This is a genomic window from Paraburkholderia sp. BCC1884 (genome assembly GCF_900996225.1).
Lineage (GTDB): Bacteria > Pseudomonadota > Gammaproteobacteria > Burkholderiales > Burkholderiaceae > Paraburkholderia.
Window position 1 is genome coordinate 50,005 of sequence record NZ_CAAJGL010000063.1, and the last position, 24,574, is coordinate 74,578.

Below are 24,574 nucleotides of genomic sequence, written 5' to 3' on the forward strand. Positions count from 1 at the left end.
TCAGGACGTCTGGTGGTCGCGATCGAGACTTGCCGAGACCACGTCGATTTGCCGCTTCACGTAGCGCGTCACGGCGCGCCAGCTTATACGTGTCAGCCACACCCAGAACAGCAGACCCAACACGCCGACCGGAAGCATCGCGACCAGATAGTTGTATTTATTGCCCGATGTGTGAACGCGAATCCGGTCATGACCATCGTCGATGTCGACGATTCCGTCGCGAATCTGCACAGAGTCCGGACCGCTGTTCGCGCTCAGACTGCTTGTATTGCCATGCGCATCCTGCTCGATCTGAACGTGGTCACCGTCGCCGCCGGACATCTTCCACACAGCCGACTTGCCATCCTGCCCCGCGCCGACAAACGACACGCGGTCATCGTCTTCATTCCTCAAGTCGAGAGTCGCCACCTCATCACGGCGGATACTCACGGTGCCGTCCTTCTCTCTGGTCAGAAGTTGTCGCGCGCCATCGCTCGGGGTTTCGATCTTCAGTTCGTCGTCGTCCTTACGCATCTTGATCGGACCGGCGTGCGTCACCATCGACACCCTGCTGCCGTCCTGTAGATCGAAGACGAACCGGTCACCGGCGATCCTCAGGTCTTTCAGGTTGCCCGGCGATGCCCCATCGTCCCTGGCGCTGTTGACCGTGGTGGCGCTGGCTTTGTCGTGGTCCCCGCTGCCGAGGTGGATCGACGGAATACCGTGCGATGACGTACTGAACAGGTGATGTCCACTCAATGCGACCACGCCGACAATTCCGGCAATGGTCAGCCCTGTGAAGGCGACGTAGCCCACCGTCAATATCACGAGGTACAACATGAAAGGCACCAGCAGCAGCACGTTCAGCAACCCCAGCCCCGCAATCGACACCATCACGCGCAGTAGATTGCCAACCGAACGGCGATCTTGCCACTGGCGGTAGTTCGCCTGCGCCTTGAGTTCGCGGGCCAGCTTGACCGGGTCGCCCAGCGCGGCGATCACATCCTCTTCGCGACGTCCGGCGGCAAGCGCGTCGCCGATGTACTCCCGATAATCCGCCACCATTTCATCGACCGCGTGCCTGGGCAGGCTGCTCAGTTCCCGGCGCAGCACCTCGATGAATTCGTCCTGCTTCATGGGTTGTCCCCTGAGTTCTGATTGCCCTGTTGTCCCAGCACGCAGTTGACCTCGTCCACAAAACTGCGCCACTCGTCTTCCATCTCAAGCAGGCTGCGGCGCCCCGCGCCCGTCAGCGAATAGTACTTACGGGGTGGCCCTGAACTCGATTCGACCAAGTACGTCGACACCCACGCTTCGGCCTGCAAGCGGCGCATCAGCGGGTAAATTGTGCCTTCGCTAATTTCCATCGTTTCTGACAGCGTCGACACAAGCTCGTATGCGTAGCTATCCCCACGCGCCAGGACCGCCAGCACGCACATGTCGAGCGTTCCTTTCTTTAACTGCGTTTTCATCAATTGCCATGTTCATGGTGTGCATAGCACGGTATCGTGCTATGCACTGTTGGCGGATACCTCCGCCCGGCTTGGGCATGACCACAATGTAGCAGCAGCTACTATTTTATGCAAGGTACTGTTTTATGCACGTCTCTGCATGATGATTTCGCGGCCTGGGCACGCGCTGAATGCAAAACGAAAGCATATCTCGGCGAGATTGAAACCACAGACCGGATCGGTCCAGCGAGTTTCGATGTAAGAACCGTCTTTCCGTGCGAGAGGATAGTCCGCATGCGTCATGCTGATGCGTGGTACGCACGGATCGGGAGGCGACCGGTTGAACGGCTGTCGATAACAGATTCCAACGCGCTAACTGTCGCTACAAGCGGGAGAGGGTCAGGCGTGGCAAACTCCAACGATCAACCGCCGCTCGCGCGAAACATCGCCTGGTCGTTGAGGATGAAGTGACAAAGCCGCCGCAGCCTACGCGGCTGAATTCAACTCGAAATAAACCGTGGCGCCTTGGGTATCATTGTTCCCGGCGCGAATCACGCCAAAGTGTTGGTCGATGATCGAACGACTAATGGAAAGACCAAGGCCTATCCCCTCTGACCTGGTCGTAAAGAACGGCTCAAAAAGGCGATCGGCGACATCGTCTGGAATCCCCGTTCCTGAATCGATTACTGACACCCTGACACAGCGATCAGCCACCAACTTCGTGACTATAGTAATTTCTTTCTTGCTGTTCTTCGAACGCGTAATCGCATGCATCGCGTTGACGATGAGATTCATCACGACCTGTTGAATTTGAACCTTATCCGCGGTCACTCTTGGCAGTCCTTCTTCCGCACTGACATTGAGTCGAATCGAATTCCGATCGAGTTCGCGTCCAACCAGTAACGTTAGCTCGGCAACGGTGTGGGCCATGTCGATAGGTACACGGCGCGAGGGCTCCTTCCGTACGAGCGCCCTAAGACGATCGATTACGTTGTTCGCTACGCCCGCGGATTTCACCACGGCAAGAAAGCTGGCGCGTACCTGATCGAGCCTCGGCTCTGGGCGATCGAGCCATGCGAGTCCCGCTCCACCGCTCATCTGAATCGCCATTAAAGGTTGTTTCAGGTCGTGTGCAATGGTCGACGTTAGTTCGCCCAAGGTAGACACGCGGGTGACATGGGTCAGTTCTGCCTGCGCTTTCATGAGCGCGCTCTGAGCCACGCGCATGTCGGTCACATCGACTAGTGCCCCAACGTACTCGACACCCTCGACAGATTCGATCCGGCGTGCAGCCATTTTTAGGTACTTCGTTGATCCGCCTCTCTCGAACACTCGGAACTCGGTCTTAAAATCGCTCACGTCGTTGCTTGCGTCGTTGAGCATGTACTTCAACTGTTCGACGTCGTCAGGATGGACGATTTTCAACAAGTGCGAGATAACAACTGGAAATGACATACCCAGGATTCGAAGAGTCAGCGCGGAACAGTCAATAACCTCGGATCCCACCTTCCACCCGATGCTGCCAATGTTGCCCAGACGTTGCGCCTCCGAAAGTGACACTTCACTGCGACGGACAGTGTCCTTTGCGGCGCGGCGATCTGTAATGTCAGAGATTGTCCCGATGTACCAACCCCGGCGCTCGCCATGGCCTACCCAAGGACGGCAAGTCAACAGCAATCTTCGCAGATCGCCCTCGATCTCGACGATCGAAAATTCGATCTCGTGGACGTCGTCGCCCACCAAGGTGGCAGTGGCCGCATCGCGCAGTCGCTCCCGGTCGTCGGGCACAACTCGTCGCATCAACTCCTCGATCGAGGGAGGGCCTTTCGTAGTTGCAATCCCCAAAATTTTGTAGAGTTGCTCTGTCCAAAGCATTTCGCCCGACTTCGGGTCCCACATCCATGTACCGGTGTTGCCGATCCGCTGCCCTTCGGCTAGAAGAGCTTCGCTGCGTTTGAGTCGTTCTTCCGTTCGCCTGCTCTCAAGTTGTCCACTCTTCAGTGAGCTATATAGACGTGCGTTTGCAATCGAAATGCCCAGTTGAGCAGTTAAAATTTTTAGTGATTCGATTACTGCTTCATCGAACGCGCTCAATACCATTGAATTTTCGAGGTACATAACACCGAGGCGCTCCCCCTGCTTCAACACTGGGAGGCAAAGCAGCGAGCGGCGCTTTGCATGACGAAGATACACATCGCCTCTAAAGACGCAAACATCCGAATCCTGCACAACGACGTATCGATCAGTTTTCTGTACGTGGCGGACAATGGACAGCGGCAATGCTGAATCGGCGAGATGGATTTTTTTGACCGTGACTGCAGCCGTGTTGGCGATAGAAGCTGCCTCCGTCGCCAGACTCAAACCGCCACCGCCATCGACAATCAAAACTGCTCTGTCGCTGCGTCCCCGCTCAAGCACTATGCCCATGAATGCTTCGACTAGTTCCGTCGGGTCGGTGATGCTGGAGAGCAATTGCGACAACTGGATGATTTCCCCTGCCGCGGCGGTTCCGATGTCGCTTCTGCGCGTTACGGTCTCGGGATATGTCGGCTGGATTTGAACGCAGTCGTCCGCCGGGCTGACGCCCAGGCTTTCTTCACATAATTCGGAGGCCTGCTCACGGGACCAATCGATTTCCTCCATCGCAATTCTCCTCTCATTCCAGGCATCAAAAAATCCATGGCTAGTACATGCATCGCCCGCGGACTACTGTCGAAGTCGAAATTTTCTGGATGCCTCAATGCAATAGAGTCAGCCGATTAACCATAGCTCGACCGTTCTTTGCCTGTTGGCCCGACGAATTTCCGAATACCACGATTTTTTAACGCTAACACAGATGAATAAGCGTCTCTGTACAGACGGAGGTTTGTTAATCTATGCCGGTCCTGAATAGGAACAGAAGTACTGCGACGGCGGGCGGCGTTCGCCTCACCAGCATGGGTTGCCTATGCGCTCAGCAAGAATCTCACCGAAAGGTGATTGCAATAGCGTGCACAATCTTGGTGTGGCGCGTAGTTCGAATGCCGAGTGATCGTCTCGAATTCTCATCGACAACTGTGACGCACAGGTTGAATGCGATGAATACCGCGCCTTGGTAACTGGCTGTTCGAAACAGCATTCAGTCTACGGACATGCGAGAGCAATAGTTTTGCTTTCACTTAAGCGAAACGCTACACTAATAGTGAAAATAATCTTTTGGAATGCTTAGATGAGCACAAATCGTTCAGCCGTGGAGATGGATTCGGTCGACCGCTCGATGCTTCGCCTCTTGCAGGCCGACGCGACGACATCGAACGCTGCGCTGGGCGAAAGTCTTTCGCTAAGCGTCACGCCATGCTGGAGAAGGCGGAAACGTCTGGAGGAGGTGGGTGTAATAACCGGATATCAGGCAATCATCAATCGCCGTTCCGTTGGGATGAACCTGCTCGCGTTCGTGCATATCGTTTTCAACGTGCATTCAGACAAAACCGCGGACAACTTCGAAGCAGTCATTCTTCAGCGCAGTGAAGTATTGTCTTGCCACAAGATCACGGGTCAGGCCGACTACATTCTTCAGGTAGTGACCACCGACATCGACGCATACGCCGAGTTCATCGAGCGCGTCCTGCGCAAACAGGCTGGCATAGCGTCGATACAGTCAAGCCTTGCGCTACGCGAGGTGAAGCTCTCGTCGAAGATACCCATTCTCGACTAGCACGCCTACAGCACACTCTTCCGGTGCTGCCCCTCTGTTTGTCCCACCCCTCATGCAACACATCTAACTGCCCTTCCTCGCGTTTCTAACTAGCATTGAATAACCACCCTATACCAACGTATGGTTATCATGGAACTTTAATAAGACTATTTTAGTTGCAAAGAATGTCTAACCGCTCACAGGGGTGATACTGGCCCGCCTGTGTGGTCATCCAGGGGACCCAGTGACTTCTGCCGCTATCGTTTCCATCGTAGAAGACGACGATCAGGTTCGCAACGCAACCGAAAATCTCATACTTTCGATGGGATGGAACATATTGTCTTTCGAAAGCGCTCACGCGTTTCTCGCCTCTGGTGCGGTCAGTCGAACAGGGCTCCTCATCTCGGACGTGACCATGCCAAGCATGTCCGGCATTGAAATGCACGCGCACATCGTCTCACAGGGCTACGCTCCTCCAACCATCTTCATCACTGGGTACCCAAACCCACAGGACGAAGCTATTGTGCGGGCCAATGGCGCCATTGCCTATCTGGAGAAACCGGTGGAGTCGGCGGTCATACTGGAACGGGTTCGGCAAATAATGGGGGAACCATGAAGCAGCCGGTTCGAGAACGCTGCCTATGAACTCCTACCGAGTGCAGAGTAATTCGCTGAGCCTTTATTTTTCGACTTCTCCGATGATAAGTGCCTTCAGTCGCCTGTTGATTGGCATGCGTCAATAAGACCATTGCTTATAGCGGCGACGCCAAACGCTTTCACCTTTAACCCAACTGCTGGTCGATCGTTTTCGTCAACGGTGACTCGACGTCGCCTGTGTGTTTCGTCTGCACGGGCTCGACCAGTACGATCCAGCATTCGTCTTCGGCGACTGGATTATGCAGAGTGCCTTTCTGCACCACGTGCATCGACCCCGCCGGCAAATCGACCACGCGCCCACCTTCGTATTCGATCTTCAGATGCCCGCGCACGACATAGAACAGTTCGTCCTCGTGTGCATGATCATGCCACACGAGCTGGCCGCGTACTTTCGCAATCTTCACGTATTGATCGTTGACCTGCGCGACGACTTTCGGCGACCAATAGTCCGACACGTCCGCGAACGCGGCTTCGAGATTGAACGAGTCGGCAAACGGATGGACAGGCATTGTTATCTCCAGGCCGGAATGATGGAAGCGGCGAGCAAGACGCACATCGCAAGATTGAGAATACGCCAGTGCCGTGGCGTCCGAAGCAGGCGCGCGAGTAACACGCCCAGCGCGCACCATAGGACGAGCGAAACACACGCCGCCGAACCGAACACCGCACCGAGCAATAACGCGAGCCGATTCGGGCTGCTCGCCAGCAACGCAAAAGAAGCTGCTGCGCCGACTGTCATCGCCCAACTTTTCGGATTGAGCCATAGCAGTAAGAAACCTTGGCCGAGCGTGATCGGTTGCGCGGGACCATCAGCGGCGTTCGGCGGGCCGCCGCGCGCGATGCGCCACGCGAGCCACAATAGATAAGCGGAACCCGCTGCCTTGACGACCGTTTGCAATGCCGGCATGGCGTGCAGCAGGCTGCCCAGGCCAAGCGCAGCAACGGCGGCAAGCAGCGCGAGACCCAAGGCGATCCCCACCAACAGCGGAATCGAACGCACGAGGCCGAAGCGCGCGCCTGACGCAGTCGCGAGCGTGGTCGCGCCGCCGGGCGTTACGGTCGCGACGGCGACGAATAAAAGAAGCGGCAGAATCGAGGTCATCGGCGCACATCGTGTTGTCGAGGCTGCCACTATATGGACCGCCGACGCATCATAGAAGCCAATAATTCTGATGCCATGCATTACGCGGCATAATGCGTCGATGACCCGAAACCTCGACCTCAGCCTGATTCGCACCTTTGTCACCGTTGCCGACAATGGCAGCATGACGGTTGCCGCCAATCTTCTGCACATGACGCAAGGCGCCGTCAGCCAGCAGGTGAAGCGACTCGAAGACGTGCTGGACTGTCTACTGTTCGTGCGCAAGACGCGCAAGCTCGAACTGTCTCGCCAAGGCGAGCAGTTTCTCGTCAAGGCGCGCCAACTGCTGCGACTGAACGACGAAATCTGGGCCGATGTGACCAGCCAGCCTTTGCACGGCAGCTTGCGCGTCGGTGTGCCCTACGATCTGGTGACGCCGCTTGCGCCCGCGATGAAAGCTTTTGCCGAAGCACACCCGCATGTGGAGATTTCGCTCGTGTGCGCGGCATCGCCAGAGCTCAGCGAAGCGGTGAACAGTGGACGCCTGGACGTGTCACTGGTCGAATACGTCGCCGGCGCAGCCGAAGGCGAAGTGATCCGCATTGAGTCGCTGGTGTGGGTAGCGGGCCGAGGCAGCGACGCATGGCGGAAACGACCTCTGCCGCTATCGATGGTGGACGAACGCTGCGCGTTCCGTCCGGTGGTGCTGGGCGCGCTCGCGGACGCGGGCATCCCCTGGCGCACCGTGTTCGAGAGCGGAAATATCGAGGCAACCGCCGCCACTGTGCGGGCGGGCCTCGCGGTCACCACCTGGCTCGTTTCGACAGTGCCCGCCGACCTCGAAACGATTGCGCCGCCAGTCGTGGGCTTGCCTGCACTGCCGCCATTCGCTATCTGTCTGCGATTACCGCCAACGGTACAGCCAGCGGCAGAAGAATTCGCGCGCTACGTGCGCGAATCGATGTCGAACGACGTGGCCGCCACGCACGCGCGCTTCGCGAGGGTCGCTTGACTTTGCTTATCGGTGAACGGTCGACCCCAATGAGGACCGTACCAAACGCGGCCATCCGCTTTCCCTAACCTTCACCAACCAGAATTTACGTTTTTTGACGGGCTACCCGACTTCTCCGCTAGTAATCTGCTTCAAACGGTTCGGACCGTTTAATTCGACCGACTGCCGAATGCGCTGCGCGCGAACAAAATCTCCTGATTCAATTGTTTCGCTAGCGCAGACCTTCCGCTAACTTTTTGCAGCAGACTGGAGATCGTGATGAGTAAGGGAAAGGTTCTGGTGATCGGTTCGAACGCAACCGAGATCGAGGTGCAAGGTGGTACACGAAAGATCGGACAGTATCTGAACGAGACCGTGATACCGATCTGGGCGCTTCAGCATGCAGACTACGAGACCGTGCTGGCTACACCGAGCGGTGCTCAACCCCATCTCGACGAAACGGCCTTATCCGCGCAGCATTTCGGAGGCGATGAGGCGGTCTTTCGTCGAGCGGCGACGTTCTTCGCCAACGATCCCTCGATGACGCAAGTACGAACCCTGGGCGCAGTAATCGACAAAGGGTTGGAAAACTATGTGGGTGTTTTCGTACCCGGCGGACACGCGCCGGTTGTCGACCTTATGCAAGACCCCGACGTAGGCAGAATCCTGAGTCATTTCCACGCGCATCGCAAGCCTACCGCACTGATTTGCCATGGCCCCATTGCTCTCATCGCCGTATTGCCGGCCGCACACGAATTCCGTGCCGCACTGGTTACCGGTGACAGGGCGAAGGCAGTTGAATTGGCGAAGGGATGGCAGTATGCCGGCTACAAAATGACAATCTATTCGAATAGCGAGTCGAAGCCAGTTGAAGAGCAGCTGTTTCACGCCAAGATGCTTTTCCACGTGGCAGATGCGTTGCAAATGGCCGGCGGTCAATTGAGTATCGGTGTCGTGGACTTCGATGCGCACGTAGTTGAAGATCGCGAACTCATCACCGGCCAGAATCCGCGCTCCGACCACCTGGTGGGAGCGGCATTGGTCAACGCCCTGGAGCGTGCGAGGACGGCGGTTTGACTCATTGCCAGTGCGTTTCCAGCGCGGGCTCGTGCAAGTAAACCTGATCCTCTTTTCGTTGGCACGCAGTGCGTACATTTCGCCGCGTGCTGACGAGTCACAGCTCGAGTTCTGTGCCGAACTCATCCACAGTCTCTTCGTCAATATCACTCTCCCCGCGCGGTAACCGACACTTCTCGACAATCTCCCGCCCTATTTAAAAACCCTGCGATTTCTGCGCCGATTCGGTCCCCTGCGATCACCACCTCCATTGACCAGACGCACCCAGCGCGATGGGTCGCTTTGCGAACCTCGTTCAAGGTCGGATGGGTTTGCGCCAGACCCGGTATGATCGAATGACCACGTTAGCGTGCCCTTCGTTTTAACTTTTCGTCGTACGACATACATGGAATTGAGCGCAAGCGATTTAGACGATCGGACGTACGTGTTCGGGGCATTTGAGTTTCTCCCCGGCAGGCAGCTTCTGCTTCGCGATGGCGCGCCGGTTTCGATCGGAGCGAGAGCGCTCGACATCCTCACACTGCTCGTACGCCGTGCTGGCGAACTGGTTTCCAAGGAAGATTTAACGAAATTTGTCTGGCCCGACACCTTTGTTTCCGAGGGCAACCTCAAGGTGAACATTGCCGCGCTGCGTCGCGTGCTTTCCGAAGGATCGCCGGGTGTCGCGCACATAGCGACAAATCCCGGCCGCGGTTATCGCTTCGTCATGCCGGTTCAGGTCAGGCAGCCCGCCATTTCCAGTTCGCCCCACCCAGGCCATTCCACTTTCTTCAACAACCTGCCTGAGCCGCATCAGATCATCGGGCGCGCCCATGAGATCAGCTTGCTGGCCGGGCAACTGACGACTGCACGGTGTGTCACGATCGTCGGCGTCGGCGGCGGCGGCAAAACGACCGTCGCCCTCGCCGTGGCTCACCAGGTCAAGTGCCGCTACTTCGACGGAGTCTGCTTTGTCGACCTGTCTACGGTCGGCGCTCCACAATATGTCGCAGCGGCGATCGCGACTGCACTGGGCACACAATCGCGTGCAAGAGATATGCTCTCCGGCGTGATTGCGGCCCTTCGCGATCGGCAATTGCTACTGTTGCTCGACAATTGCGAGCATCTATCGTCCGCGGTGGCGTCGGTCACGGAGCAGATCCTCGACGCTGCAGCTAGAGTCAGCGTAATCGCCACCAGCCGCGAGCCGCTGCGAACCGCGCAGGAGCAGGTCTATCGGCTGTCGACTCTCGGCGTTCCCGACGACCAGAAAGGCCTGTCGGCTTCACGGGCTTTAGAGTTTCCAGCCGTTGAACTGTTCGTTACCCGCGCTGCGCAGCGAGGCGATTATGTCTTCACGGATGCCGATGCCCCCATCGTCGCCGCAATCTGCCGCCGCCTGGATGGCATTGCACTGGCGGTCGAACTGGCCGCAGGGAAAATAGTTGGTTGTGATCCCACCCGGCTACTGGATATGCTCGAGCAACAATTTCGTGTGCTCAATTGCGGTCCTCGGAACGCCCCGATGCGCCAGCAAACTTTGTTCGCGACACTGGATTGGAGCTATCGGCTGCTATCGGATCGAGAGGCAACGATCCTTCGGCTTCTTAGCGTCTTCGCTGGCTACTTCAGCCAGGACGACGCGATTGCGATGTCCGAATGGGCCAACCTCGCGCCTTCCGACACGATCGATGGACTCGGCCAACTGGTTGCGAAATCTCTCGTCGCTGTGGAATATCGTGACAATGCCGTTCGCTACCGCTTACTCGAAAGCACGCGCGCATACGCCGCGGAAAGGCTCAGCGCAGAGGCCGAAGACAGTCGCGCGCTGCACCGTTATGCGCTGATTATCCTCGCGCGATTCGAGCGCGCCGAGAACGAGTGGTTCTGGCGCGCGAGTAAAGACTGGACCTCCGAGCATGCCGGCCGAATCGACGACCTCCGAAAAGCGATCACCTGGGCTTTCGATCCGATGGGGAATCGGGAGCTCGGCGTGAAGTTGACCACGGCAGCAATTCCTCTATGGGATGAGTTGTCGCAAGTGGAAGAAGCACGCGCGCGTGTCGACTACGCGCTTGCGGCCTTGCAGGAGATGGACGGCTACGCAAGCGTTCTCAAGATGAAGCTGGCCACGGCGCACGCCTGGAGCATGACCCACTCCCAGCATCTCGTGCCCGGGACCGAGACCGCCTGGCTCGACTGTGTGCAGTTCGCATCGGAGGCACAAAGCACGGAATATCAGCTACGCGGACTGTGGGGTTTCGCAGTCTATCTGATGTACACCGGACGCCACCATCGTGCGATCGCGCAACTGGAGCAATTTCAGACAATCGCCGCCAGGCAGACTGAAGAGTCGGCGACCCCCGACGGCGAACGCCTGCTGGCAAACGGCGAAATATACGTGGGCCGACTGGACACTGCAGTCAGGCGACTCGAGGCACTTGCCGCCCGATACGACCGATTCGAGCAGCGCTCACGTCTCTCGCGCTTTCAGGTGGAGCGCTATGTGGCCATTCGCGGCACGCTGTCACTCGCTTTCTGGCTTACCGGCTCGCCAGGACGGGCTGCCCAGGCAGCGCAGGAGGCCGTCGAAGGCGCGCGCGCCATCGGCCACATCACATCGCATTCGACGGCGCTTGCACTGTGGATATTGCCGGTGACGTTCTGGTCGGGGAACTACGACCGCGCAGCAGCTTTTCAGGCGACGCTCGACGAAAATAACCAGATCGAGAATATCGAAATCTGGGGACCGGTAAGCCGCTTCTTTCACGGCGCAATACAGTTCGCTCGAGGCGAAGAGCTTGGCATCGTGGAGATGCGCGAGGCATTGACTGTACTCGTCGAAGGCAATTTTGTCGGCCGCACGCCCATGTATCGAAGCATGTTGTCCGAAGCGCTGCTTTCATCCGGAAAGGTCGAGGAGGCCGACGCGACCTTGAACGAAGCTCGCACTGCCGCCGAGGCGCAAGGCGAACGATGGTGCCTGCCGGAAATTATGCGTGTACGCGGGCTAATCGACCTGCACCAGAACAATCCGGCTGCAGCGGAACTTTCATTGACGGATGCTCTGTCCGAAGCGCGGCAGATCGGAGCAATCGCCCTGGAGCTTCGTGCCGCCCTCACACTATGCGACAAATGGGCAGCAGAAGAACGCAGTGAAGAGGCCCGCAGCCTTCTGAACTCCATTGTCGAAAGATTCGACGACGACCCCGAGTACGCCGATCTTATTAAAGCGCGCGCGCGTCTCGACCGGTTGAACAGGACGCGATCTGGGGCGCGCGCAGGCTCCACGGCGGACTGATTCAAGCCCCGCAGCAGAGGCAAGAACGCTGCCTCTTAAGCCGAAATCTGAGTGGCTGACGTAACGCTTCGATGCGTGTAGCACGTTTCAGCCACTGACCACGCCTTACTACGTTTAACCACAGCGGCACGATTGCAAAGCTATATTTTGTTTACCTAGGTAGACCCGCGGCATACGCGGAACTTCAAATTTTCAGATTATCTGAAAGGTGATCAAATGCGCAGCGCAGTTTTCGACTCGTTCGGCGATCCGCTCCAGGTGCTCAAGATCGGGTCCAGTCCGGTGCCTAAGCCTGGCCTTGGTCAAGTGAGAGTCAAGACCATTCTGTCAGCCGTCCATAACCACGATCTGATGACAATCGCTGGTCAGTACGGATTCAAACCTGATTTTCCCGCCATTGCCGGCAGCGAAGCCGTTGGGACGATCGACGCTTTGGGTCCGGGCGTAGACGGACTTTTCGTTGGGCAGCGCATTTCGGTAGCGGGCGCCCACGGAACCTGGGCGGAATTTTTTATTGCCGACGCACACACCGTCGTTCCGGTTCCGGACAAGATCTCCGACGAAAGCGCTGCGCAGCTTATCGGCATGCCGCTAAGTGCTTTGTTCCTTCTGAAGTTCGTCGAGGCACAACCCGCGCAATGGATCGTTCAGAATGCGGCAACCGGTGCGGTCGCCACGGCGCTGGCAATGGCCGCACAGGAAAAAGGAATCAACGTCATCAATCTGGTCCGGCAGGACGACGCCGTCGTGGGTCTTTCCAATATCGGCATCCGCAACGGTGTCTCTACGGCCCGTAGCGACTGGCGGCAGGAAGTGCAGAAGATCGTTGGCGGAAGTCCGATTGTGTCCGCAATCGATGGTGTCGGCGGCTCTGCCTCTACTGATCTTTTGTCGCTGATTGCCGAGAGGGGTGTACTGGTGTCTTTCGGCGCGATGTCCGGCAAACCAATGGAAATTCCGCCGGGTGAGCTTATTTTCAGGCAGGCGCTCGTAAAGGGTTTCTGGTTCACCAAGCTGTTTCAAACCGCGCCACGAGAGGAAATCGGTGCGGCGATCGGCGAGCTTCTTGTGCTGGTCGCGAACGATGTCATCCGCTTGCAGGTCGACTCGACCTTCGACCTCGACGACGTAGCGGATGCAATCAAAAAAAATGCCGCACCGTCCCGGCGAGGAAAAGTCTTGCTGCGGCTTTGATGCGCACGGAAGACGCGCCATCACGAACACGACCGCAACGCATCACGGCCGTGGATGATTTGCCACGCAATCAGGAGAAAGCCATGCGTGCTGTTGGCTACGAACATGCCGGCCCCATCGACCGGGAAGAAGCGTTGATCGATCTTGACTTGCCGGACCCGATTGCCGACGGGCGCGACCTTCTGGTCGAAGTCAAAGCAGTATCGGTGAATCCTGTCGACGTGTTGATTCGCGCCAGGACCGAACCCCCGAGCGAGAGATTCCGGGTGCTCGGATGGGACGCAACCGGCATCGTGCGTGCAGTGGGCCCCGATGCGACGCTGTTCCGGCCCGGCGACGAGGTCGCCTATTCCGGCACGATCACCCGCCCGGGGACCAACCAGGAATTTCATCTGATCGATGAACGCCTGGTTGGCCGCAAGCCGCGTTCGCTCGGTTGGGCAGAAGCCGCCGCGCTGCCGCTGACCGGCGTGACGGCTTGGGAAGTGCTGTTCGATCGGCTGGACGTGGCGCGCCCGGTGGCGGGCTGCAAACCATCGATTCTGATCATCGGCGGTGCCGGCGGCGTAGGCTCGATGGCGGTTCAACTGGCGCGGCAATTGACGGAGATGACTGTGATCGCCACTGCCTCGCGCCCCGAAACACGCGCCTGGGTCGAAGCATTAGGTGCGCATCACGTGATTGACCATAGCCAGCCGCTCAAGCCGCAACTCAATGGGCTCGGCCTCGGCGAGCCAGGGTTCGTGTTTTCGACCACGCACACCGACCGTCACGTTCTCGCAATTGCCGATCTGATCGCACCGGAAGGCCGCTTTGCGTTAATCGACAATCCGGTAACGCTGGACGTCGTGCCGTTCAAACAAAAATCGGTATCGATCCATTGGGAACTGATGTACACGCGCTCGCTTTTCGACACGCTCGACATGGGGCAGCAGGGACGCATTCTGAATCGTCTGGCAGACCTGGCCGATCAAGGGCTCATCCAGACCACACTGACAAAACGCCTGTCGCCCATCAACGCAGCGAATCTGAAGCGCGCGCATGCCATGGTCGAGAGCGCGTCGACGCGAGGCAAGATCGTGCTTGAAGGATGGGACTAGCTTTGCTCCATGAATTGCCTGCAGCGTAGTGCTGATCGCGAGAGACAAGGCACGCCCCATTCGCTCGCGATCACCTAAACCCGTCCCGCTGGCAATCGTCAAATCCCTATCGATGATACTTGGCATCGACCTCGTTGATCGCCTGAACATTGCCCGCGCTGCGCCCGCCCTCGTCGAAGGTATTCATCAGGAACGCATCGGCGATCGCCTTCGCCACTTCCGGGCCAATGACGCGCGACCCCATCGTGATGATCTGCGCATTATTCGACAACGCTGCGCGCTCGGCGGAATACGTATCGTGGCATAAGGCCGCGCGGATACCCGGCACCTTGTTCGCCGAGATACTGACACCGATGCCCGTGCCGCAGACGAGAATTGCCCGGTCGTATTCGCCACTGATTACCCGGGAAGCCACGCGATCGGAAAGATCTGCGTAGAACTCGCTCGGGTTCAAGTCATTACTCGACACTTCGAACACTTCGAAGCGATCCTTGAGGTACTCGGCCAGCACATGGGCCAATCCCACACCGGCACTATCTCCTCCGATGGCAACCTTCATGACGATCTCCTTGCTATAGGGGTTTGCAAATCAACGCGGCGGGTCAAAGTACGTCGCCCACGCGCTTCAATATGTCGAGATAACCGTTGACGTCCCACGCGGAACGTCCAATGAACAAGCCGTCGATATTTGGGCAACGGGCAAGTTCGGCGCAGTTGTCCGGATTGACGGAGCCGCCATAGAGGCAAGGGACGCGACGATCCAGCATCTCCTGCGCGACCGCGATGATTTCCGCCTGACGGGCATCGGCATAATCGGGGCTCGCAGGAATACCTTTTTCGCCGATAGCCCACACTGGCTCGTACGCGAGCAGGATCGGCGCGGACTTCTGCTCAGGGCTCAGGCGAGCCAACGCGCCCCGAACTTCAGCAGCCAGCACGTCAGGCGCGCGGCCGCTCTGCTTATCGGCCAGCGTCTCGCCGATACAGATCAACGGCGTCAGCCCATGACGCACGGCGGCCTCGACTTTGAGACCCACCGTGTCATCGGTCTCGCCGAAATGTTCCCGACGTTCTGAATGACCCAGCTCGACGAGATTCATGCCGCAATCGACCAGCATCGACGGGGAAATCTCACCCGTCCACGCACCGCATCCGGCCCAGTGCATGTTTTGCGCGCCGACCTTGACGTTGGTCTCTGCGAGGATCGACTTGACTTCGCGAATCGCAGTGAACGGCGGGATCACGAAGCATTGGATACGCGGGTCGTCGTGGCTGGCGAGCAAGCCCTCGGCGAAAGCGATCGCTTCCGCCAGCGTCTTGTTCATCTTCCAGCTGGTGCCGACCCAGAAAAGGGAATCAGACATAGCTACGTTGTCGAATAGAAAGTCATACGATTCGGGTTGCTGATGCACCCGCACGGGTGTGGCAGTCCCGCGGGTGAACGACGCGACTTACGTCGCCTCCCGCGGGCCCCGGCCGTCACATCACTTCGACAGCACGAACGGCGAGGTGTATTTCGACACATTCGCCTTCGTGATCAGCACGCAGTCAAAGAGTTGCTTCTCACTTGTCGCGCCCGTTTTGCCGGACTTCAGAAACTGATCGGCTTCCTGTACGGCTTTGGCGGAGAACACGGCGACCGGTTGAAGCACGGTGTATTGCAGCTCACCGGCCTTGACCGCCTCGACCGCCGCCGGCGAACCATCGAAGCCGCCGACCTTCACGCCCTTGAGCTTGCCGGACTGCTTGAGCGCGGCGATTGCGCCGAGCGCCATTTCATCGTTGCCGCTGATCACGCCGATCACATCCGGATGCGCCTGCATCAAACTTTGCGCCGCGTTAAAGCCTTGCGTGCGATCCCAGTTGGCCACTTGCGAACCCACCATCTTCAGATCCGGATACTGGCTCAGGACCGACTTGTAGCCATTGGAACGGGTAGCTGCATTGTTGTCGGACGGCGCGCCAAGCAACTCGACGTAATTGCCCTTCGAGCCGACATCCTTGACCCATTGCTGCGCACCGAGCGCCGCGCCCTGCGCGTTGTTCGACACCAGTTGCGCCTTCGCCAAGCCCGGCTGATTGATTTCCGCATTGACGAGGAATACCGGAATATTTGCGGCCACCGCCTTCTTCACGGCGCCAACCGAGCCGCTCGCGTTGGCCGGGTCGAGAATGATCGCGACCGACTTGTTGGTGATGGCGGTATCGATCTGCTGGCTTTCCGTGTTCGTATCGCCTTTCGATGCCGAGACGTTGGCGGTATAGCCGAGCTTCTTGGCTTCGGCCGCCGCGATGTTGCCCTCGGCGAGCCAGTACGGATTCGCCGGATCGTTCACGATGATGCTGATCAGCCCGCCGGCTGCCTGAGCTTGCCCTGCGAACAAGGGGGCAGACAAGGCGACAGCAGCGAGGATCAAGGTGTTTCTTTTCATGGTCATGGCAGGTCTCTTTCTAAGGTTAGTGTTGGCGCAGGACTTCATGTACTTCTCGCGTGCCGGATGGTCCGGTCATGCCTTACCGCCGCCTTGCGGGGAAGCCAGTTGGCCACCGGTGGGCGTGGGACGCTTCGGCCGGCGGCGATATTGAATGGCGTTCAGCAACACCGCGAGGACAATGACCGCGCCGGTGAATACCGTCTGCCAGTAAGACGAGATGCCGATGATCACGAGACCATCGGATAGAAAGCCGATCACGAACGCACCGAGCAAGGTGCCGCGGATATTGCCGGTGCCGCCCATCAGCGACGCCCCGCCGATTACCACGGCTGCGATGGCCGTCAGTTCGTACGTCGTGCCGGCCGTCGGACCGGCAGACGTCAGTTGTGAAGAGAGGATCAGGCCGGCAATGGCGGCGCAAACGCCCGATAGCATGTACACGCTGATCAGTACGCGTTTGACCGGCACGCCGGACAGTTCGGCCGCGCGTTCGTTGCCGCCCGAGGCATAGAGCCAGCGGCCGAATGCGGAGCGATTGAGTGCGATACTGCCCAGAATCGCGATGGCCGCGAGAATCAGCACGCCCACCGGCACATGAAACAGCCGGTCGAAGCCGAGGTAGTCGAAGCCAGTGTTACCCAGGTCGGCCTGCCCACCGAGATTGTTGTAGGTGAGGCCATTGGTCATCAGCAGGGCGAAGCCGCGTACCACGTACATCACACCGAGCGTGGCAACGAACGCCGGCACTCTGAAGCGTGCGATGAGAACGCCGTTCACGAGGCCGATGAAGGCACCGAGCAGACAGCACAGGATGACGACGACCCAGACCGACGGATACAGCACCACGCCGAACACGTTCAACGTGACGCCTTGCATGAAGAATCCCGCAACTACGCCGGATAGCCCCAACGTGGAGCCGACCGACAGGTCGATGCCGCCGTTGATGATCACCAGCAGCATGCCAATCGCGAGAATCCCGTAAATGGCCACGTGTGAGGCCATTGTAAGAAAATTTTCTAGTGCGAAATAATTGGGTGACAGGAACGAAAATATGGCGATGATGACGACGAGTGCGAAGAAAGCACGTCCTTCGAGCAGCATTTTGCCGAGGTCGAACCCTTCGCTGGACGAGCCGGCGTGAGTCGATCTTGAAGTCTTGGCGGCGTTGTTCATGTTCAGTGTCTCCAGATATTTCTGCTATCAGGCAACCACGGCTTCGCCGGAGGCGGCCATGATGTCGTCCTTGTTGGCACCAGGGCCGAATTCCGCTGAAATCTTGCCGCGCCGCATCACGATGATGCGATGCGCGACACTCAGGCATTCGCCCACTTCAGAGGTGGAATACACAACGGCCAAACCCTTTTTTGCGTTTTCGGCGAGCAGGCGGAACACTTCGGCCTTCGCGCCGATATCGATGCCGCGGCTGGGTTCGTCGAGCAGGATCACCTTCGGGTCCGTCGCAAGCATTTTCCCGATCACAACCTTTTGCTGATTGCCGCCCGACAGCGAGCGGATGGAAGCGCCCGCGCCCGAGGTTTTCACATGGACGTTGCGGATCGATTCACCGACGAGTTCGCGTTCGGCCGGCGGCGACATCAACAGCCCTTTCACGAAGGTGTTGATGCTCGCGAGCGACAGGTTCGAGCCCACGCTCATCGTCGGGACGAGGCCGTCGCGCTGTCGATCCTCCGGCACGAGCACGAGACCCTTGCCGATGCGCCGGGCAATGCTCAATCCCGCGATGTCTTCGCCTTCGAGCAGAACCTTGCCGCTTGTCATCGACAAGCGCGTGCGCCCGGCCACCGATTCCAGCAATTCGGTACGGCCCGCGCCCATCAGTCCATAGATACAAACGATCTCGCCCGCACGCACCTTGAGCGACAGATGATCGACGACCGACGCGCCCGAGCCGGATTCGTCCGCAACGCTGACGTCGTCGATATCGAGCGCGACGTTGCCGAATTCGTAGCCCGTCGGCGGCGAGCCGAGGTCGAAGTTTTCGCCGACCATATTGCGCACGATCCAGCCGAGATCGATGTCCTTGCGTTCCGCCGACGCAGTGATACGTCCGTCGCGCAGCACCACGGCGTAGTCGGTGACCTGCAACGCCTCTTCGAGATGGTGAGAGATATAGACGATCGACACGCCACGGCTCGTCAGATCGCGGATCACCTTGAAGAGCACTTCGACCTCCGACGCGCTCAGCGCCGACGTCGGTTCGTCCATGATGAGGATGCGCGAATCGACGGAGAGCGCCCGCGCAATTTCGACGACCTGTTGCTGCCCGAGGCGCAAGTCGCGAACCAGCGTCATCGGATCGACCTCTTCTTCGAGCTCTTCCATGAGCGCGCGCGTTTGCCGTGCCTCTTCGGCGAAATTCACACCGGTGCGCGTGCGCAACTCGCGGCCCATGAAAATGTTGTCGCGTACGCTCAAGTTGGGCGCGAGACTCAGCTCCTGGTGAATGATGGAGATGCCGTGATCGCGCGCATCGCTCGACGAAGTGAAGGCGACTCGCTGCCCGTCGAGTTCGATCTCGCCGGACGTCGGCTTCTCCACGCCGGAGAGGATTTTCATCAGGGTCGACTTGCCCGCGCCGTTCTCGCCGAACAGGGTCGTGACCTTGCCGCGATGAATCTCGAAGTTCACGCCTTTGAGCGCATGCACGCCGCCATACGACTTGAAGACGTCGCGCGCCGAGAGCAGGACGCCGTCCTTCATCGGCGTCGGTGCAGTGGTTTCAGTCAGGGTGCTCATTTCACGTCCAGCTTCACAGGTGTGATGAGCCAGCCGTTCGGATTGATCAGCTGGAAGACGCCGACGACCGAGACGGTCTTGCCCGTCAGCCTGGCCGTATCGACTTTCGACAGAACCTGCTTCTTCATTTCGGTGTTGATCGCGTAGCCCGCGTTCTGATAGTCGATCTGATTCGTGAACTGGCCGAAGCTGATGTCGCCCGTCGCGTCGCGCAGATCGGTGCCGTTGATCGCCAGCCCCGTCTGTACGCGCACGACCAGCGAATCCGGCAATCCCGGCACCTTCACTTCGTACACGCCGGAGTCCTCCTTACCCGCGACGCCGGTGAACTTCACCGACATTTCCGGGCCGACCCCGCCGCCCGCCACGCCATACTGCTTACCCGCCGCGTCCGGATCTTTGGCAATGGCCGCGGCCAGCGTGGCGGCATCCACCGCGCGCTTGTCGATCGCCGCCTGTGTCTTCGGAAACTGCTTCTGGCCGTATGCACCCGGCTCGAACTCCTTGGTTTGCGTATCGGCGCCGGAGCCGATTTTCACGATTTTCGTGCTCAGCGCCATCGCGACCAGAAGGGCCAGCAACAGGACAATTTCGATCGTCGCGCGAACGCGGTGGTTAGGCTGCGCTTTCATTGATGTGGCCGTGCTCATTGATTCACCTCCATCGCGAACGAATTGCAACAATTGCAACGTGTCGGGCATTCGCCCCGTTCAGTTAGTGCCATCTCTCCCCCACTCCTCTGCCATTACGTCGAGCACCATCGCTGCGGACACCGCACCCGGATCGACATGTCCGAGACTGCGTTCCCCAAGACGCGCCGAGCGCCCCTTTGTGGCGATCATCGATTTGGTGGACTCGGCGCCCGACATCGCGGCCTCGCGAATCCGGGCCATGATTTCAGCTATCGGCAGTTGGTCCGCCATGCCTCGTTCGGCTGCCACTGAAGCCGGCGTCCACACGTCCACCATCGTCTTTTCGCCCACCTCCGCTTTGCCGCGCGAACGAATACCTTCGGCCATCGCGACAATCAGACCCGGCGCTTCGTTCAGCGGCATCTCCGTCCGTGCGCCGGCCGTCTTTGCTGCGCGCATGAACGCGGTCGCGTAGAGCGGTCCCGACGAGGCGCCGACCGCATTCAGAAAACCTTTCGCCGCCGCGTTCAACTGGTCCGCAAGCGTGATCTCGGCGGCCAGCGCGTCGATCGCTTTCGAGGCGGCGGCGAACCCCTGCTCCATCGCAATGCCGTGATCTGCGTCGCCGATCACACCATCGAGGCGGCACAGTTCGTCACGCGATGCGGCGATCGTGCTCGCCAGTTCGCGAAAGAGCTGCGCCATGTGCGCGGTGGTCAGCGCGCGCATTGTCCGGCCCCTTGCTGGAACATCGCGCACTCGCACGGGTGATCGATGAGCCGTTGAAGCTCGTCGTCGAGATGCATGACCGTGATGGACGCACCCGCCATTTCGAGCGAGGTACACAGCGGCCCGACCAACGTCCGATGCACGACCAGACCCGCTTCCTGCAGCCGCTGGGCAACGCGGCGGTTCAGAATGTAAAGCTCCATCAACGGTGTGGAACCGAGCGAGTTCACCAGCACGGCAACGCGATCGCCGCGGGCCGCGGCCATCTCGGCAAGGATCACGTCCATGATCTCGTCGGTGACTGCGTCGGCTGGGCGCAGCGCTTCGCGGCGCATGCCCGGCTCGCCGTGAATGCCCATGCCGATTTCCATTTCTCCGGCCGCGATCTCGAAGTTCGCGCGACGTGTCTGCGGCAGCGAACACGGCGCAAGCCCCACGCCCAAGGTGTAAGTGCGTGCATTGGCGTGACGCGCGACACGTTCGACTTCAGCCAGCGGCATCATCAGATCGGCGGCGGCGCCCGCCGCCTTGAAGATGAACGTGTTGCCCGCCACGCCGCGCCGTGTCTCGCGTTTCTCACGTGGAGCGGATGCGACGTCGTCGGTCGTCAGCACGGTGCGCGCCTCGATGCCCTCGAGTTCGAGCATTTCGGTAGCCATGTCGAAATTCATCACGTCGCCGGCGTAGTTGCCGTACATCAACAGCACGCCCGCGCCGCCGTTTGCGGCCAGCGCCGCGTCGACCACGGGTTGCGGCGGCGGCGAGGCGAACACGTTGCCGATCACCGCCGCATCGGCGAGACCCTTGCCGACGAAACCGAGAAAGGTCGGCTCGTGACCCGAGCCGCCGCCGATTACCAGCGCAACCTTGCCTTCGCGCGGACCGTGGCGCGCAATGATCGCGCGCGGCGCGGACTCGCTTCGCATTAGCAGATCGCCGTGTGCGGCCATGACGCCTTCGAGCATCTCGTCGACGGCGGCGTCGCCGTCGTTGATCAGCTTCTGTGTCATCGTGTCTGGCATGTCCGCGTCCTCAGATATTCAGATCGGCAATGCCGGTGTCGAAATGCGGAGCCCAGAAGGCCACTGATTCGGCAATCTGGTCGACGACCTGCCGGTCGATCGGTTCGCGCTCCTTGAACGACAGTTCCAGACAGATCTCGTTGTCGCGCCCGCCGCCCTCCTTCAACGCTTCGATCAACGGTTTGGGCTGGATGCGACCGCGTTCGTTGTACTCGGCGATGAAGGGACGATGACCGCCCTTGTCCATCAGCGACTGCTTGATATGGATGATCGGCGACACACGCGGCACGGCGCGCGCCCACGCATACGGATCGAAATCGTCGGGGTTCGGGCTGGTGACGTCGCCGTGATCGATGTCGGCCATCATCCACATCGGGATGGCCATTTTCGCGGCGCTCAGCTTGTCTTGCAGCGCCATGCAGGCGGCGATGGTTTCGCCGAACTCTCGACCGATCGACATCGGTTCCCAGAACACATACTTCAGTCCCGCCGCCTTCGCGTGTTCCGCGACTTCGGCCCAGCAATCGATGGCGGTTTGAATCAGCGCATCGCGGCGCGCGGGATCGTCGAAATCCTTGTACGTGAAGATGGCGAACTGCGTGCCGATGGAGTCGCCGCCGAGATCGGCCGTGATATCCGCGAAAGTCTTGAACCAGTCGATGTAATAGCGGCGCACATCAGCGTCAGGATGGCCGAAGTGATTGAGACGCCCGTACGGCCCGGTCATGCCCGAGGTGATCCGCACGCCCGTGCGCGTCATCGCGGCGCGCATCTCGCGCGTGAGACGGCGCGTGGTCGCTGCCGGCCACGACGGGTTGATGAACTCATGCGTCAACTGCACATCACGAATCTTCATGTCGTGCGCGATGGTGTCGATGAGATCGCCAGGCTCGGCGAAGCGGTTCACCAGCGGATTCGTATTAAGTGCAAGCGTGAATGCCATGTTCATCTCGTATCGTGTTGGGCCAGACGCGGCCGGCTTACGCGGATTTCCTGACGAGGCCGTCGAGCCACGCTTCGAAGGCCGCGTGCTGCGCTTCGTTCATGTGCAGCCCGTGCTTGGTGCGTCGCGTGAGCATGTCTTCCGCCGTCGCGGCCCATTCGTGGGCCATCAGATAGCGCGCCTCGGCCTCGTACAGATTCGGCCCGAATTGCCGCCCGAGACCGGCAAGCGACGTCGCACCGTCGATGACCTTCGCCGTGAGCGTGCCGTAGGTCTGTGTGTAGTAACGCAACAGGTCGCGCGGCAGCCAGTCGTACTGAGCTTGCAGGCCTGCCCTGAAACGCGCCACATCGGCTCCCTCGATATCGCCGCCCGGAAGTTTTGCAGTTGCAGTCCAGTCGGCGCCCATCTTCGGGAAAGTCGGTTTCAGCTTTTGCAACGCGTGTTCCGCGAGCTTGCGGAAGGTCGTGATCTTGCCGCCGAAGACATTCAGCAAAGGCACGCCCGCGCTGTCGTCGAGATCGAACACGTAGTCGCGCGTGACTGCGGAGGGATTGCCCTTGCCGTCATCGTAAAGCGGCCGCACGCCCGAGAAGGTTTGCAGAATGTCCTGCTTGCGCAACGGATGCTTGAAGTAACGATTCACCGCCGACAACAGATAGTCGATTTCCTCGTTCGAAATCTGCACGGTTTCGGGCGCACCGTCCCAAGGAACATCGGTCGTTCCGATGAGCGCCTTATCGCCTTCGTAGGCGTTGATGAAGATCACACGCTTGTCGTGGTTCTGCACCAGATAGGAATGCGGGCCGTCCCAGAACTTCGGCGTGACGAGGTGGCTCCCCTTGACCAGCCGCACCTTGCGGGTCGATGTCGCGCCCGCACGTCCGATGACTTCCGTTACCCACGGCCCCGCCGCATTCACGAGCGCGCGCGCCTTGACCACCCGGGTCGAGCCGTTACGCGCATCGCGCAACTCGACGCGCCACGCGCCGCCCTCGCGTCGCGCCGATACGCAAGCGGTGTGCGTCAGCACTTCCGCGCCGCGCTGCGCGGCGTCGAGTGCATTGAGCACGACGAGACGCGCGTCGTCGACCCAGCAGTCGGAATACTCGAAGCCGCGTCGATACTCGTCCTTGATCGGTGCGCCTTCGGGATTGCGCCACAGATCGAGGGAGCGCGTGCCGGGCAGCTTCTCGCGGCCGCCGAGGTGGTCGTACAGGAACAGGCCCGTGCGCACCAGCCACGCGGGGCGGTCGCCGGGACTATGCGGCAATACGAAACGCAGCGGCCAGATGATGTGCGGCGCGGCATTGAGCAGCACTTCGCGCTCGATCAAAGCTTCACGCACGAGCCGGAACTCGTAGTACTCGAGATATCGCAGCCCGCCGTGTACGAGTTTGCCGGAGCGCGACGACGTGCCTTGTGCCAGATCGTCCTTCTCGCAAAGGATCACCGACAGGCCGCGGCCTGCCGCATCGCGCGCGATGCCCGCGCCGTTGATGCCGCCGCCGATGACACACAGGTCAACCATGTCCTTCTCGCTCATTTCAGCGTTCCGTATAGACGTTAGCGA

The 24,574-nt window shown here is 59.5% G+C and carries 22 protein-coding genes; 7 read left to right on the forward strand and 15 right to left on the reverse strand.

Annotated elements, in window-relative coordinates:
- The 3 genes from FQ705_RS04815 to FQ705_RS04825 form a co-directional block, all read right to left on the reverse strand.
- On the reverse strand, positions 1 to 1,116 hold the full coding sequence (locus FQ705_RS04815) for a DUF1700 domain-containing protein (protein ID WP_144138275.1): 1,116 nt from the start codon (positions 1,114 to 1,116) through the stop codon (positions 1 to 3).
- Positions 1,113 to 1,451 (reverse strand): PadR family transcriptional regulator, encoded by a 339-nt coding sequence (locus FQ705_RS04820; RefSeq protein WP_144138276.1) that lies wholly within the window; start codon positions 1,449 to 1,451, stop codon positions 1,113 to 1,115. Before FQ705_RS04820 ends, FQ705_RS04815 begins: the two co-directional genes overlap by 4 nt.
- A gap of 465 nt (positions 1,452 to 1,916) precedes the next feature.
- Positions 1,917 to 4,073 (reverse strand): sensor histidine kinase, encoded by a 2,157-nt coding sequence (locus FQ705_RS04825; RefSeq protein WP_144138277.1) that lies wholly within the window; start codon positions 4,071 to 4,073, stop codon positions 1,917 to 1,919.
- 565 nt (positions 4,074 to 4,638) lie between these two features.
- Between FQ705_RS04825 and FQ705_RS04830 the strand changes: the two genes are divergently transcribed.
- Together FQ705_RS04830 and FQ705_RS04835 are read left to right on the forward strand one after the other, a co-directional pair.
- Positions 4,639 to 5,124, forward strand: a complete 486-nt coding sequence (locus FQ705_RS04830; RefSeq protein ID WP_144138278.1) for an Lrp/AsnC family transcriptional regulator — start codon at positions 4,639 to 4,641, stop codon at positions 5,122 to 5,124.
- A 223-nt stretch (positions 5,125 to 5,347) separates the two neighbouring features.
- Positions 5,348 to 5,719 (forward strand): response regulator transcription factor, encoded by a 372-nt coding sequence (locus FQ705_RS04835; RefSeq protein ID WP_144138279.1) that lies wholly within the window; start codon positions 5,348 to 5,350, stop codon positions 5,717 to 5,719.
- A gap of 166 nt (positions 5,720 to 5,885) precedes the next feature.
- On the opposite strand, the gene FQ705_RS04840 is transcribed toward FQ705_RS04835, so the two are convergent.
- Together FQ705_RS04840 and FQ705_RS04845 are read right to left on the reverse strand one after the other, a co-directional pair.
- A complete protein-coding gene (locus FQ705_RS04840) occupies positions 5,886 to 6,269 on the reverse strand; it encodes a cupin domain-containing protein (RefSeq protein ID WP_144138280.1) in 384 nt (127 codons plus the stop codon).
- Between the two features lie 2 nt (positions 6,270 to 6,271).
- Positions 6,272 to 6,862 carry a LysE family translocator gene (locus FQ705_RS04845; RefSeq protein ID WP_144138281.1) on the reverse strand — a complete coding sequence of 197 codons (591 nt, stop codon included), beginning with the start codon at positions 6,860 to 6,862 and terminating at the stop codon, positions 6,272 to 6,274.
- A 100-nt stretch (positions 6,863 to 6,962) separates the two neighbouring features.
- Here FQ705_RS04845 and FQ705_RS04850 point away from each other — a divergent pair, with 100 nt between their 5' ends.
- From FQ705_RS04850 to FQ705_RS04870, 5 genes are all read left to right on the forward strand, one after another.
- Positions 6,963 to 7,853 (forward strand): LysR substrate-binding domain-containing protein, encoded by an 891-nt coding sequence (locus FQ705_RS04850; RefSeq protein WP_144138282.1) that lies wholly within the window; start codon positions 6,963 to 6,965, stop codon positions 7,851 to 7,853.
- 258 nt (positions 7,854 to 8,111) lie between these two features.
- Positions 8,112 to 8,909, forward strand: a complete 798-nt coding sequence (locus FQ705_RS04855; RefSeq protein WP_144138283.1) for a type 1 glutamine amidotransferase domain-containing protein — start codon at positions 8,112 to 8,114, stop codon at positions 8,907 to 8,909.
- Between the two features lie 385 nt (positions 8,910 to 9,294).
- The gene (locus tag FQ705_RS04860) at positions 9,295 to 12,189 is read left to right on the forward strand and encodes a winged helix-turn-helix domain-containing protein (RefSeq protein ID WP_144138284.1); all 2,895 of its coding nucleotides are present in this window, start codon (positions 9,295 to 9,297) and stop codon (positions 12,187 to 12,189) included.
- Between the two features lie 216 nt (positions 12,190 to 12,405).
- Positions 12,406 to 13,383 (forward strand): zinc-binding dehydrogenase, encoded by a 978-nt coding sequence (locus FQ705_RS04865; protein ID WP_144138285.1) that lies wholly within the window; start codon positions 12,406 to 12,408, stop codon positions 13,381 to 13,383.
- 83 nt (positions 13,384 to 13,466) lie between these two features.
- The gene (locus FQ705_RS04870) at positions 13,467 to 14,483 is read left to right on the forward strand and encodes a zinc-binding alcohol dehydrogenase family protein (RefSeq protein WP_144138286.1); all 1,017 of its coding nucleotides are present in this window, start codon (positions 13,467 to 13,469) and stop codon (positions 14,481 to 14,483) included.
- A gap of 106 nt (positions 14,484 to 14,589) precedes the next feature.
- On the opposite strand, the gene FQ705_RS04875 is transcribed toward FQ705_RS04870, so the two are convergent.
- The 10 genes from FQ705_RS04875 to FQ705_RS04920 form a co-directional block, all read right to left on the reverse strand.
- Positions 14,590 to 15,042, reverse strand: a complete 453-nt coding sequence (locus tag FQ705_RS04875) for an RpiB/LacA/LacB family sugar-phosphate isomerase (RefSeq protein WP_144138287.1) — start codon at positions 15,040 to 15,042, stop codon at positions 14,590 to 14,592.
- 43 nt (positions 15,043 to 15,085) lie between these two features.
- Positions 15,086 to 15,847 (reverse strand): triose-phosphate isomerase, encoded by a 762-nt coding sequence (locus FQ705_RS04880; RefSeq protein ID WP_144138288.1) that lies wholly within the window; start codon positions 15,845 to 15,847, stop codon positions 15,086 to 15,088.
- A 120-nt stretch (positions 15,848 to 15,967) separates the two neighbouring features.
- Entirely contained in the window at positions 15,968 to 16,921 is a 954-nt protein-coding gene (locus tag FQ705_RS04885; protein WP_186307792.1) for a D-ribose ABC transporter substrate-binding protein, read from the reverse strand.
- Positions 16,922 to 16,990: 69 nt separating this feature from the next.
- Positions 16,991 to 18,091 carry an ABC transporter permease gene (locus tag FQ705_RS04890; RefSeq protein WP_144138289.1) on the reverse strand — a complete coding sequence of 367 codons (1,101 nt, stop codon included), beginning with the start codon at positions 18,089 to 18,091 and terminating at the stop codon, positions 16,991 to 16,993.
- A gap of 27 nt (positions 18,092 to 18,118) precedes the next feature.
- A complete protein-coding gene (locus FQ705_RS04895; protein WP_260854389.1) occupies positions 18,119 to 19,675 on the reverse strand; it encodes a sugar ABC transporter ATP-binding protein in 1,557 nt (518 codons plus the stop codon).
- Positions 19,672 to 20,325: a DUF2291 family protein gene (locus FQ705_RS04900; RefSeq protein ID WP_144138290.1), complete on the reverse strand. Its 654-nt coding sequence runs from the start codon at positions 20,323 to 20,325 to the stop codon at positions 19,672 to 19,674. Before FQ705_RS04900 ends, FQ705_RS04895 begins: the two co-directional genes overlap by 4 nt.
- 60 nt (positions 20,326 to 20,385) lie before the next feature.
- A complete protein-coding gene (gene dhaL, locus FQ705_RS04905; protein ID WP_144138291.1) occupies positions 20,386 to 21,036 on the reverse strand; it encodes a dihydroxyacetone kinase subunit DhaL in 651 nt (216 codons plus the stop codon).
- Complete coding sequence (locus FQ705_RS04910) at positions 21,024 to 22,058, reverse strand: dihydroxyacetone kinase subunit DhaK (protein ID WP_260854390.1); 1,035 nt, start codon at positions 22,056 to 22,058, stop codon at positions 21,024 to 21,026. The genes dhaL and FQ705_RS04910 overlap by 13 nt, the downstream gene beginning before the upstream one ends.
- Positions 22,059 to 22,068: 10 nt before the next feature.
- Complete coding sequence (locus tag FQ705_RS04915; protein ID WP_144138292.1) at positions 22,069 to 23,001, reverse strand: sugar phosphate isomerase/epimerase family protein; 933 nt, start codon at positions 22,999 to 23,001, stop codon at positions 22,069 to 22,071.
- 37 nt (positions 23,002 to 23,038) lie between these two features.
- Positions 23,039 to 24,547: a glycerol-3-phosphate dehydrogenase gene (locus FQ705_RS04920; RefSeq protein WP_144138293.1), complete on the reverse strand. Its 1,509-nt coding sequence runs from the start codon at positions 24,545 to 24,547 to the stop codon at positions 23,039 to 23,041.
- Between the last annotated feature and the right edge of the window lie 27 nt (positions 24,548 to 24,574).